Annotated in this window: 9 protein-coding genes; 2 read left to right on the plus strand and 7 right to left on the minus strand. The window is 46.0% G+C overall.

Annotated features, from left to right (window positions below; genetic code table 11):
- Positions 1 to 18 precede the first annotated feature (18 nt).
- The 3 genes from J7623_RS29695 to J7623_RS29705 form a co-directional block, all read right to left on the minus strand.
- The gene (locus tag J7623_RS29695) at positions 19 to 1,668 is read right to left on the minus strand and encodes a RagB/SusD family nutrient uptake outer membrane protein (protein WP_291928310.1); all 1,650 of its coding nucleotides are present in this window, start codon (positions 1,666 to 1,668) and stop codon (positions 19 to 21) included.
- A gap of 22 nt (positions 1,669 to 1,690) precedes the next feature.
- The gene (locus tag J7623_RS29700) at positions 1,691 to 4,948 is read right to left on the minus strand and encodes a TonB-dependent receptor (protein ID WP_291928314.1); all 3,258 of its coding nucleotides are present in this window, start codon (positions 4,946 to 4,948) and stop codon (positions 1,691 to 1,693) included.
- Positions 4,949 to 5,209: 261 nt separating this feature from the next.
- A complete protein-coding gene (locus J7623_RS29705) occupies positions 5,210 to 6,232 on the minus strand; it encodes a FecR domain-containing protein (protein ID WP_291928317.1) in 1,023 nt (340 codons plus the stop codon).
- A gap of 161 nt (positions 6,233 to 6,393) precedes the next feature.
- On the opposite strand from J7623_RS29705, the gene J7623_RS29710 reads away from it, so the two are divergent.
- Positions 6,394 to 6,975 (plus strand): sigma-70 family RNA polymerase sigma factor, encoded by a 582-nt coding sequence (locus J7623_RS29710; protein ID WP_291928321.1) that lies wholly within the window; start codon positions 6,394 to 6,396, stop codon positions 6,973 to 6,975.
- A gap of 45 nt (positions 6,976 to 7,020) precedes the next feature.
- Here J7623_RS29710 and J7623_RS29715 read toward each other — a convergent pair whose 3' ends face one another.
- From J7623_RS29715 to J7623_RS29725, 3 genes are all read right to left on the minus strand, one after another.
- On the minus strand, positions 7,021 to 7,893 hold the full coding sequence (locus tag J7623_RS29715; RefSeq protein ID WP_291928323.1) for a DMT family transporter: 873 nt from the start codon (positions 7,891 to 7,893) through the stop codon (positions 7,021 to 7,023).
- 298 nt (positions 7,894 to 8,191) lie between these two features.
- Positions 8,192 to 9,022, minus strand: coding sequence for a hypothetical protein (locus J7623_RS29720; RefSeq protein WP_291928324.1), 831 nt, complete (start codon positions 9,020 to 9,022; stop codon positions 8,192 to 8,194).
- 128 nt (positions 9,023 to 9,150) lie between these two features.
- Positions 9,151 to 9,498: a nuclear transport factor 2 family protein gene (locus J7623_RS29725; RefSeq protein ID WP_291928326.1), complete on the minus strand. Its 348-nt coding sequence runs from the start codon at positions 9,496 to 9,498 to the stop codon at positions 9,151 to 9,153.
- Positions 9,499 to 10,029: 531 nt separating this feature from the next.
- Between J7623_RS29725 and J7623_RS29730 the strand changes: the two genes are divergently transcribed.
- Positions 10,030 to 11,748 (plus strand): ATP-binding protein, encoded by a 1,719-nt coding sequence (locus J7623_RS29730; protein ID WP_291928328.1) that lies wholly within the window; start codon positions 10,030 to 10,032, stop codon positions 11,746 to 11,748.
- A 3-nt stretch (positions 11,749 to 11,751) separates the two neighbouring features.
- Here J7623_RS29730 and J7623_RS29735 read toward each other — a convergent pair whose 3' ends face one another.
- On the minus strand, positions 11,752 to 12,477 hold the full coding sequence (locus J7623_RS29735; protein WP_291928331.1) for a metallophosphoesterase family protein: 726 nt from the start codon (positions 12,475 to 12,477) through the stop codon (positions 11,752 to 11,754).
- Between the last annotated feature and the right edge of the window lie 12 nt (positions 12,478 to 12,489).

Consider the following 12,489-nt stretch of genomic DNA (forward strand, 5'->3'; position numbering starts at 1 on the left):
TAAGTGAAACAGTGACAATTACCAACCCGGATTTTGTGTGAAGCCTGTATTGTGGCCACTCACCTTGTCTATCTCGCTTTGCGGAACAGGCAACCAGTAATTTTTATTGGCATCAAATACTCTCTTCTCTATCACAGGATAGGTGTAGGTAACATTTCCATTACCGGAAACAGCTACGCCATGTACATCTTTATTATCCACCTGCGCTGCAATCATCCAGCGACGTACATCCCAGAAGCGATGATCTTCCAGGGCCAGCTCTATCCTTCTTTCATGGCGGATTTTAGCACGTAAGGATGCTTTGTCGCCGCCGCTGTAAGCAGGCATTCCCGACCGGGCACGCACCGCATTCAGTGCATTGTATACATCTGCCTCCGGACCCGTAGCTTCATTCTGCGCCTCTGCATAGTTGAGATACAATTCTGCCGTTCTGATAAGTACCCATTTACGATCGCTTCCGCCGGTACCGGAAAACAGGTCTACGGAAGGCAACAGGTATTTACGCTGCCAGTAGTTGGTAGAAATTTGTCCGGAACGGGGTGCATCAGCACCATTGGGATCCAGTACCTTTCCTTTCCAGGTAGCTCCTGGATACAGGATGGTAGCATAAAAGCGGGGATCTCTTCCATCGTAAGGCCTTTGTGCCACATAACCGGAATTCGGCTCGGTAATAGGTAAACCGGTAGCTTTCATTTCATAATCATCTACCAGCTCCTGTAAAGGTGTAACGTTACCATAACCGTTGGCACTGCGGGGATTCATTTCGCGGTCAATACCACCATCACCGAAAGCACCGGGCGCAGGGCGGCTCCAGATCACTTCCCGGTTGAAATACTGCGTAAAAATATCACTATAGTTATCGTTCAGCGTATAGCCGTTGGTGATAGCCGTGTCTAATGCAGCACGACAAGCTACTGCGGCTTGCTGCCAGCGGGCTGCATCATTGCCGGGGTTATACAGCGGGCTCGCATAAAACAGGCGTACCCGTCCCTCCAGCGCCATGGCAATCATTTTGCTGGCACGTCCCCAGTTAGATGGACGGTCGGCATAAGTAACCGGTAACAAGGTGCCGGCTTCCTGCAGGTCTTTTATAATGCTGGCTGTGACTTCATCAATACTGTTACGTTTGTAGTAAAGACTGGCCGGGTCATCGAACGGGCTCTTTTCTGTTAACAGCAAAGGCAGTCCGCCCCAGGTGCGCATCAGCTCAAAGTAATAATAGCCACGCAACAAAAGCACTTCGCCCTTCAGCCGTCCGCGACGTTCCGGATAGTTGGGATCTGTAGGCACCAGGTCGTAGTTAGCCAGGAACTTGTTACAGGCGCGGATTTTTCCATAATAGCTGCTCCACAGATCAGACATCGGGAAATTCGACGGACTCATTGACCCGGTATTAAAGTTACCTGCATCCGGATAGGAAGCAGAGTTATCAATACTCTGGTTGGTTTCATCCGTAGCACTGTTTAAACCCCAGGCGGATCCTGGTTTAAACATATTCGGTAAGCTCTGGTAAATAGTGTTGACAAAGCCTTCTGTATTTTCAATATTGGAAAATACTTCCTTTTCTGTGATCAGGTCACTGGGTTTTCTGTCGAGATAATTTTTACTGCAGGCAGTTGCACACAGCAGCACGGCAGCAATCCCTGTTTTTATGAATACCTTTTTCATCATTATAATTTATCTACCGTGATTAAAGATTGATGGTAATACCTGCGTTATATATGCGCATAATCGGGTAAGGTTGCCAGCCCCAGCGTCCGCCGGTGTTGGATTCCGGATCTATGCCCAGGTCTTTTACATTATCCCAGCTAATCAGGTTCATGCCATTCACATAAATGCGCGCGCTCTTTATTTTCACTCTCTTCAGCAAATGAGCGGGTAAGCGATAGCCGATTTCTGCATTCTTTAACTTCACATAATCTGTTTTCCTGATCCAGTAGGTAGAGCTCACGAAGTTGTTCGCCATATTGCTCTCTGAAAGGTGCAGCGCCGGAAACGTAGCGTTGGCAGCATTTTCCGGAGTCCATCTGCCTTCATGAATTGGGCGGTAGCTTTCGCGATAGTTGGCGGTAAGCTGCGAAGAATAGATCTGGCGGCCGCCGGTAGCTCCCTGGAACAATACACTTACATCTATTCCTTTATAATCGATGCCGAACGTGGCGCCGAAATAGCCGGTTGGCACATTCAACATGGGCAACATCGTTCTGTCTGCCTCGTCAATTTTACCATCACCATTAATATCCTTGTATTTGATATCACCGGGAATCAGTGGAGCAAAAGTTTGTTTCGGGCTTTTATTGATTTCATCCTGGCTCTGGAAAAGTCCTTCTGCAATGTATCCCAGATCGTAACCAATAGGTAATCCTACCTGGCTTTGGTAGGGATAGGCCAGCTTAGGTTCATCCAGTTCCAGGATTTTATTTTTCACAAACTGGTAATTCAATTTTGTAAACACGCCTACCTTTCCTACGTTGGTGTTGAGATTCAATTCTGCTTCTATCCCCCTGTTCTGTATACGTCCCATATTTCTGTTCAGATCCGCCGTGATACCCATATAGCCGGGAATAGTACGAGCCGCTACGAGGATATCTTTACGCAGTTCACTGAAGAAGTCCACAGAAAATTTCAGCTGATCTTTTAGGAAACCGGTCTCTATACCAAGGTCTGTTTTGGCCGCTTTCTCCCAGGTAATAGCCGTATTCCCGATCCTGTTTTCATAATAGCCGCCTACGCCGGAAGCTACGCTACCAAAGGTGAATCCGCCGCCACGGGAGTAGTCAGACAAGTACAACCAACGGCCGCCGTTCACCTGGTCGTTACCCACGTATCCATGAGAGAAGCGCATTTTCAGGAAACTGAATGCATGCTGATCTTTCATAAAGTTCTCCTGGCTCACTATCCACGCAGCAGAAATAGCGGGGAAAAATCCATACCGTTTGCCGGGAGGGAAGTTTTCCGATCCATTATAACCGGCGTTGAATTCCAGGTAATATTTAGTTGCATAGTTATAGGCAATTCTTCCAACATATCCTTCGTATACCCGTGGCAGGTTGCCCGACTGGGAACGGTAGTTACGGTTGAAGAGGAACAAACCACTCACGGCATGTTTGCCGAAATCGCGGTCGTACATGAGCTTCAGATCATAGTAGTAATATCTTTCTCCGCTGGAGTAGCCGGAGCGTTGCAGGCTGGTAGCTTTGCGATGTTGGGTATAGGTACCTTCTCTGCCGGGATTGGATTTATAGCGATAGGAATCAAATTCCTGGTCCAGTGCAAAGTTAATATCACCGTAGTTTTCAAATGTAAAGAGTCCTTTTACTTTCAGGCCGGGCGTAATAAAATCCAGCTTGCGGGTGAGTGCCACGCTACCATTGGTGCTATGCCAATAGGCATCGAGGTAGCCATTGCGGGTGATCAGTCCATAAGGATTATAAAAATCCTCCCGCATGGTACCGGAGGCAATACTCCCGTTGGGATTGAGCCGGGGCGTAAGGCGATTGGTCATCTGTGATAATACCACCCAAAAAAATTCGTTGTTGCCACGGTCGGCGGAAGGGCTGGTCCTGTTTTCCAATCGCGATGCCAGGTCCACCTGCAGGTCCGTATTTTTATCCAGCGTAATATCTACGTTAGAGCGGAAGTTGAAACGATCGTATTTATACTTGACGCCATAGATATTCTCATTGGCGCGGTTGTAGATTGGCTCCTGGCGCAGGTATGATCCGGAAACAAAATACTTTACATACTTCGATCCACCACCGATATTAATATTCAATGTTTTCTGCGGTGAATTTTTCCGGATCATTTCGCTGTACCAGTCGGTATTGGGGTAATCATATGGTTTCAGACCGGTTTTATAATATTCCAGTTCCTGGTCAGTAAATACAGCAGGCATGCCATCATTTTTAGCGGCTTCATTTTCCAGTACACCAGACTCGTAAGAGCTGAGGAAGCGGGGGAAATTAGTGGGCTGCTGTAATGCATATTGCATGTTTACCTGGATATTGGGAGGTCCATCCTTTCCGCGTTTGGTAGTCACGAGTACGATCCCGTTCGCACCTTGTATCCCATACAATGCAGTAGAGGAGGCATCTTTCAGGATAGAAACGGATTCTATTTCGTTGGGATCCAACTGGCCAATGTTGGCATCCCCCCTGGGTAAGCCATCTATAACCACCAGTGGGTTGGTAGCGCCGGTAGTACTGATACCACGGATAAACAGTTGTGCATCATCATTACCCGGGCGACCCGAATGCTGTGCGGTGATCAACCCCGGGAGCCTCCCTGCCAGGGCATTGGATAAGTTAGCCACAGGACTTTGTTTCAGCTCTTTGGTTTGTATACTGGATACAGCGCCGGTAATACTTTGTTTGGTTTGTTTTTGGCCGTAACCCAGTACCACAACCTCGTTGAGACCTGATTCCGCTGCTTTCAGTTTAATCACTAACTGGGTATTACCTCTTACAGGTACTTCTTTGGTTTCATACCCGAGATAGGAAATCACCAGGATACCATTTTCCGGTACCGTCATTTTAAAATTACCATCTACATCGGTAGCAGTTCCTTTACTGGTACCTTTCAACTGCACACTTACGCCGGGCAACTCCTGGCCACTTTCCGCCGTTACCTTACCCGATACCGTTATGTCTACTGTACTTTCAGAAATAGCTACCAGTCCACCTTCCAGCATTTTGTAGCGGAAGTTTTTAGCCAGTACCTGGTCGAGGATTTCAGGCAATGTAGCTTCCTTCACATTCACATCTACCTTTTCATCTTTCGGAAAAGTTTTGTAGTTGTACAGGAAACGGTAATCGCTCCTGGTTTCCACCCACTCCAGCAGCTTATGCAACGCCATTTGCTTGCTGTTAAGCGTAAACCGGCTCTGCGAGTGCACATCGGCACGCGCCTGCAGGATGAAAGCCGTAATGAGGATGAGGCAAAGCTTCATACACAAGAATGTTTTTCTCACTAAATAGTTGGAAAGGGCTGTTTTTAAACACAGCGTTTTTTTCATACATTTGAATTGAATGTTAGACATTTGAAACAATAAAAATCCCGCACGGACTACTTGTTTCGTTCCATGTTTAGCTTTTAAAAGGGAGGTGTGGCGACACTTCCCTCTTTTTTTGGCGGAAAGAGTGTGTTATACAGGTTCTGGTGGAATCAGTGTACTGTTTTTCATCGTGTTACTGTTTTGTGATCTGGTTGATTAATGATGTATGTAAATAGTATCTCCTTTTATGGTGTAATTAAAATCGGCTGTTATCTGTAATGCTTTCAGCACGTCGGTGACAGTTTCTTGTTTAAAAGTGCCCTTGAATTTATAATCTGCCGGGAATGTATCTGTTAAGATGATTTTACGGTTATACCAGCGGCTCATCAGCCGGGCCAGTTCCGGGAATGTTTTATCCTTAAACTCAAGACGGTTATCCATCCATACCAATTCGCTCACCTGTTGATTATTTGCTTCCGGCGTTACTTTTTCCACGATGAGTAATACATCGCCCCAATCAACGATACGGCTGTTTGCTCCCTTCTCATTGTTCCCCGGAGTTTTCTTTTTCAGGATGGCTTTTTCGCCGGGTTCCAGCACCAGGCTGTTGCCATTGCGGCTCACCGCCACACGGCCCTCTACCAGTGTGGTTTCAATGCTGCCCTCTCCATCATATGCTTTTACATTAAAACGGGTACCCAGTACCTGCACATTCAGGTTGGCAGTGTGAATGATAAAAGGATGCGCCGCCTGTTGGGCTACCTCGAAAAAAGCTTCTCCCCGAAGGTATACTTCCCGGTTGCTGCTGCTGATATTGGCGGGATAAGTAAGATGACTGCCCACATTGAGCCATACCTGGGTACCGTCTTCCAGCGAAACCTTTTTCCGGACGCCTTCGGCCGTATCCAATGCCAGCTGGCGGTTGGCCCGGGGCGACCATATCCATACGGCAGCACCTGCCACCAACAGCAATACCGCCGCGGCAGCAGCCATTTTTCTCCATTTGAACGAAACACTACGCACAACCGCTACCGGGACTTCCTGCCATTCCCCTTCCTGCTTTAAACGATCCGTCATATCGGTATACATGCGCAGCAAATCCGGCTGCGCATCTTCCCTGTCGGGCATTTGAGCAGTTCTGTAGTTTTCATACCAGGATTCCAGCGCCGCCTGTTCATCTGCTGTACACTGGCCCTGCAGGTATTTTTCCAATAATCCAATCAGTTGTTGATCACTCATTATTTTGGTTGTCTGTTGGTATAGACACGGCACTTATTACCTACCCTACCCCCTTCTCCAAATTAATTTTGGGCTTTTATTACCGGTAACCATCCATTTTTTATATCTTTTGCCCTTTATGGCGGCCGGATACCAAAACTATACCGGCATAAGTGGTACGCATGAGGGAGTATATTGCATTACAGGATGACGAATTATTAACTTTACTGGCAAATAACGATAACAAGGCCTTCGAAACCTTGTACCAGCGTTATGCAGCTATGCTATACAATCACGCCTACAAAAAATTTCCCGTACCACACCTGCTGGAAGACATGCTGCAGGATATTTTTACCACCCTCTATAAAAAACGCGCGACGCTAACTGGCATACAAAATCTCAGTGCCTATCTTCACAGCGCCCTGCGCAACCGTATCTTCAATGAATTACGTAATTCACTCCTGCATCAGCAACATCATCAACATCTTCCTGTTATCAAAACAGCAGAAAATGAGCATGCCTATGACTACAAGCTGCTGGAAAAAAGATTTGCACAAGCACTGGATCAATTAACAGAACGCAGCCGTGAAGTATTCCTTCTCAGTCGCCGCGACCACCTCTCTAACAAAGAAATTGCACAGCGTTTAGGCATTTCCGTGAAAGCCGTGGAAAAGCATATGGGGAAATCACTGCAGGTGATGCGGGAGGAATTCAGGGATTACGGATTATTGCTGGTGGCAATCTCCACAGTGTTTTATCGCTAAAAAGCAGTCTGAAAACAATATTGTTTTCAGACTGCCAGCCATTTACTATCGCCTGAAATAAGGCATATTTAATAATACCATAGACAACAGCATCAACGCCACCCCGGCCCATTGCCAGCCATTTACCGGCTCATGCAATATCAGGTGTGAACATACAATTGCCACCGGCAGCTCTGCCGTCATAATCACGGCGCTGATACCCGCACCTATTTTAGGAATGCCTTTCGCAAACAACAACGGCGGAATGATGGTGCCAAACAACGCCAGGAATAAGGCCCATTTCAATAGTCCCGCGTCAAAATGTGTGCTGGCCAATAATGGCGTCGCATTCACCAACAAAACACCGATACTGGAACCAGTCATGATCACCGCGCTTTTCTGCAGCGGCTCCAACTGTTTTCCTACCCGGCTGTTGGCAATGATATACACTGCATACAAAAATGCCGACGCCCCGGCATAGAGTAATCCTTTAACAGACAACGACAGCGACCCACCGGTGGCTAATCCGCTGCCCAGCCAGGTACCAATAAGAATTAACGCAGTAGTAATTAACTGCAGCCGGGATGGCCGCTTTCTGAATAACAACCATTCGAGCAGTAATCCTATCCAGGTAAACTGCATCAGTATCACAATGGCCACAGAAGCGGGGATATAAGCCACAGAAACATAGTACACGAAGCTGGTGAATCCAATACTGGCACCGGTTAGCAGTAAGCCGCTCCATTCCCGCGCAGTCATGGAGGTTTTACTTTTTCGGTATAGCCGCCATAGTATCCATAATACGATCATGCCTGTAAAGGCTTGTGTAGCCGATATTTCAGCGGGCGTATACCCTTCGCGGTAAGCTAATTTTACAAATGTAGAGAGTATGCCAAAGCTGCACGCCCCGGCGAAAACCATTAATATATACCTGGTCATTATTTTCGATTAAAAAGAAAAAAGGAGGATAAAGGGCACGAAAAAATAACCAGGTCCAAAAGACTTAGACAGATATAACAAACCTACTGCTTCCGTTATGCGGAACAGTGGCTAAGTAGAAGAGATGCTGGTTATTTTCCTAGAAAACAACAACAGCAGGAGGAGGTGTGCTGGAATAAATACGTTGCATTGAATTAGTATTATTATCAGGGCAAGATAGAAAAAAAATTTATTTTCTCCTATGCTGTAATAAAAACGCCACCGTTGTGACAACGGCGGCGCCACTCTTATCTTAAAATTACTGCACCCGTGGCAGTTTTGCATTCATCAAAATACCTTCCCGGATCACCAGCGTATCTGGTTCTTTCCTGGACCATACCTTACCGGAAAAGATGGCATCAAAACTTTTATCGCCTACACGCGTAATGGTAAATACTACGGTAGAACCGGAACCTTCTGCAATCTGCTCCATGTTATTCAGTTCAGTGCCATGATCTCCCTTGTAATAATATCTGCAATAAGGCATCTTTATTTGCAGCCCTACATATAAAGCGGGTTGCCCGGTTTCAGAAATTACCCGCAACTCTTTATTCGTCGAAAAGGCGTAGGACTTATTTGACTGAAGATAATCCATACCGGTAAAATCGCTGAAACCCTGGTAATGTATGGTATCACCATTCGATTTAAAATCGGTGACGGTAATAAAATCCAGGTGATTCACCGGATCAGGATCCGTGGAAAAAGAAAATTGTTTGTCTTCACACTCAATCGACAATATTTTTAATCCCTCTTTATATCCTTCTCCAATATATTTTTCAAACAAATTCATAATACCTTGTTCGGAAGGGTCGCTATGTACCAGGTTTTTATGACCTGCCGGAATGGTAGCAGTAATCACGGTATCCGGCTTTCCATCTGTACGGGAAAGCTGCACTTTAAAAGTAACCGGCGCCGCAATAACACGGTTGTACAAAGCACCCAGGTAAACGCCTTTGTCACCATAGTTTCTATAGTTATGATTAATATGTATTTCTACCTGTATTTTTTTTTCTGGAGCTGTATTGTCCTTTTTATTGCCGCATCCGGCGCTTAATAACAACAGGAAAAACAAAGCAAAAAGAATCCGCATGGCAGTATCGATATAGGTAAACAACAGTATGCATATAAGCGGAAGGAAGTTAATATTTTATCGGGATGTTTTCTTTTAAAAAAACACCCCGATAATCTTAAAAGCACAACAAATCGCTATTTAGCGGATTACAGGAAAGGCCGGGGATCAAAAATCACTTTCAGTGAACTTACCTTGCCACCATCCAGGTGGTACCAGGCGCAGCCAAAAACGTTTTTACCAGACATGGTAAGATCATAAAACAGGCATACGTCTTCCTGGTCTGCAAATACTTTCTGCACATCATATTTCAGTTTCATTTTTCGCATATCATCAAAATAAGCGGCAGCGCCTTCCCGCTTACCCAGCACGCCTTCAAAGGTCATGTTGTCGTTGGCCAAACGTTGGGCGGCATCAAAATCTTCCTCGTTAATGGCTTGTATCAGGGAAAGCACTACTTTCGCATTATCTGATACCGGGTTGATCTTTTCCATCATACACTCATTTTATTTATGAATTGCCGCGAAAAAATCGTACCATTTATTGTGAAGCTGAAAGCAAAAAGCCGAAAGCAAAAAGCTATTGAAGCGAAGGATCAGAGCGATTTTTTGTCTTTTCCAGGATTAAACTGATTATACTGATTTTATTTTTTTGATTTAGAAAAAAATAGAGAGAAGAAAGTTAGCATATCTACCTTTTTCTTCCTATATCTTTTAAATCTTACAAAATCATCAAAACAAATCTGTATAATCAGTTTAATCCTGGAAAAGACAAAAAATCGCTCTGATCCTTCGCTTCAATAGCTTTTTGCTTTCGGCTTTTTGCTTTCTGCTTTTTCCAAATGTTCATAACCCAATCAAAAATGTGCGTTTCTTGTGAAAATCTTCCGTGGATAACTTTAAACTTCTCGTAAAACATCTATGTTGTTAACAAAGAATTTACACTTGATAATCTGCATTCTTCTACCTTGAATGCAAACAGCAAATATGATCGGCAACCCCTTTTCTATTCGAAAAACCTGGAAAACTATGAAAATGACGACTACATTACCCAGGACCACCAGTCAAAGTGCTGAAGCAGCGGAAACAACGGAAAGGATTATAAAGATTGTCAATTCATTAGCCATTGGCGCCAGCATGCTCGCGCTGGTATTAGGCTGCTTATTATATTATATGACCGGGTATAAGAGCATTCTGTACCCGGCCCTTGTGGAAAGCGCCTGCTTTCTATCTATCCTGCTGGTCACGCGGTACAGCCGGCCGGAATACGGGCAGCAAATCATGTTCCTGCTACATAGCGTGTCTATCTGGTATTTCGGTACCCTACTGGGGCCTGCTTCGCAGATCTACCTGTTTGCCCCCTTCCTGGCATTTTGTGTATTCCTTGTATTTCACCGGCCACTGGCCCAGGCCATCGTTTTAACGACCAGCGCAGGCATGATGCTGCTCATTGAATTAAATTACCGCCGCGGTATTATCCCCTCCCTGACATTAACAAAAGATACCGAGGCAGCGCTGCACTGGCTCGTAATAACAGCGGCCACCTTCCTGAATGGAACTGCCTTATATTACTTCACCCGCGAAAGCCGCTTCCAGAACAGGCAGCTGCAATTGCTGGTGAACCAGTTGGATAAAACCAACCAGGCCATGCGTATCTACGTACGGGAAACCACCCATGAAATCAGGTCCCCGCTGAACGTAGTGAACAGTATCCTGCAGAACTATATTGAAACAGCCGACAGGGGTAAACGGACCGTCCAGGTAGGCATCGCCCACCTGGAAGCCGTTCATTTCGCCTGCCAGGATATGCAGCTCGTGATGAGCAACGCCCTTGGCTGGTCCAAGATTGAAGCAGGGAAAGATGAAATCAATAAAAGCCCCTTCCTGTTCACCGATTGGATACAACAACTCTGTGATACCTATGAGTACCTCGCCAAAAGAAGATCGGTACATATTAATATTGCCTTCAGCGATCACCTGCCGGAATATATCCTGGCAGATAAATCAAAACTTCGCACCATCATCGTAAACCTGCTCAGTAATGCGATTAAGTTTACCACCTTCCGCTCTATTATTACGGTAAAAGCCACCACAAAAAATAACCTACTCCTACTCTCGGTAACCGACCAGGGTGCAGGTATTTCGGCAGATAAAAAGGAACACATTTTTGATCCGTATGTGAGCGAACAGGGGCAACAAACAGAATCCAGCGGACTGGGACTCCCCATCGCACGCCATATGGCCCGCATGATGGGCGGCGACTTAACCGTGACCGATAACCCTGATGGCGGCGGCAGCGTATTTACCCTGCAACTGCCCGTAGAAAGCATTGCTCCGCCGCCCAGCGCACGTACCGTTATCGACTACTCCCTCCTCAACGGCCTCAAAGTGTTGGTAGTAGACGATGATCACCTCAACCACCTCGCCTTTTCACTGGCACTCAAACGCATGGGCATAGAGGTTATCCTCGCCGACTCAGGCCCGCAAGGCTTTAGCAAAGCCATCATGCACCAGCCAGATGTGATCCTGATGGACATGATCATGCCACACATCAGCGGCATAGAAATGCTCGCAAAATTTAAAGCCGACAGAACACTCCGGCAAATCCCATTTATCCTGGTATCCGGCAACTGCTACAGCGAAGTAAGGGAAGAAGTGATCGCTTCCGGCGCAGATGGATTTTTAAGCAAGCCGGTTAATATGGAACAATTATATAACACCCTGAAAGAACTTGTTGTGATGGCATAACCGCTACTCTTTTCCTGCCAAAGCATGGGCATAAAAATCCGGTACCGGGCTATTACGGATCCCGGCGATAGTATCCGCTACCGGGTAATCTACCTTACGGATCTCCGGCGTTATTACACCATCGCTGATCGTCAGTTGCAGATAGGTAGCCAGCCGGTCCGGTTCTTTGGATCTTCCCACAGACCCGGTGTTCATCACCATCTTGCCAGCCGGCGGCAACGACCTGACATACGACAAATGCGTATGCCCCGTAATTAATACATCTGCCTGAAAATCATTTAACATACCCAGGATATCATCAGCATCATGTTGCTCATAAATATACTCATCATTACTCCGGGTACTACCATGTACCAACAGCAAGGTGATGCCATGAAAATATAATTTTATAAAATGTGGCAGGTTGGCCAGATAAACTTTGTTGGCAGGCGTGATACTGTCTTTCGTATATTGAATAGCGATATTCCTGGCAGCCTGCTCTTCTTTACTATGCTTGCTAAGCGGCACTATCGGCAAATCAAAAGCAATACGCTCATCATGATTTCCCATAATCACCGGCATCTGCCGGCTTCGGATCAGCGCAATCACTTCATTGTGCCAGGGCGCCGCGTCCGTTAAATCACCCAAACAATATACCTGGTCTGCACCTGATAACCTGATATCTTCCAATACCGCCGTCAGCGCAGGCAAGTTGGCGTGGATGTCACTGATGATCGCAATTTTCAACATACTAATGATTCA

Origin of the sequence: Chitinophaga sp., from assembly GCF_017745275.1 — a bacterium.
Taxonomy (GTDB): domain Bacteria; phylum Bacteroidota; class Bacteroidia; order Chitinophagales; family Chitinophagaceae; genus Chitinophaga.

Coding starts and splice junctions, on each gene's coding strand:
- J7623_RS29695 (WP_291928310.1), bottom strand. CDS start 1,668: ATGAAAAAGGTATTCATAAAAACAGGGATTGCTGCCGTGCTGCTGTGT.
- J7623_RS29700 (WP_291928314.1), bottom strand. CDS start 4,948: ATGAAGCTTTGCCTCATCCTCATTACGGCTTTCATCCTGCAGGCGCGT.
- J7623_RS29705 (WP_291928317.1), bottom strand. CDS start 6,232: ATGAGTGATCAACAACTGATTGGATTATTGGAAAAATACCTGCAGGGC.
- J7623_RS29710 (WP_291928321.1), top strand. CDS start 6,394: ATGAGGGAGTATATTGCATTACAGGATGACGAATTATTAACTTTACTG.
- J7623_RS29715 (WP_291928323.1), bottom strand. CDS start 7,893: ATGACCAGGTATATATTAATGGTTTTCGCCGGGGCGTGCAGCTTTGGC.
- J7623_RS29720 (WP_291928324.1), bottom strand. CDS start 9,022: ATGCGGATTCTTTTTGCTTTGTTTTTCCTGTTGTTATTAAGCGCCGGA.
- J7623_RS29725 (WP_291928326.1), bottom strand. CDS start 9,498: ATGATGGAAAAGATCAACCCGGTATCAGATAATGCGAAAGTAGTGCTT.
- J7623_RS29730 (WP_291928328.1), top strand. CDS start 10,030: ATGAAAATGACGACTACATTACCCAGGACCACCAGTCAAAGTGCTGAA.
- J7623_RS29735 (WP_291928331.1), bottom strand. CDS start 12,477: ATGTTGAAAATTGCGATCATCAGTGACATCCACGCCAACTTGCCTGCG.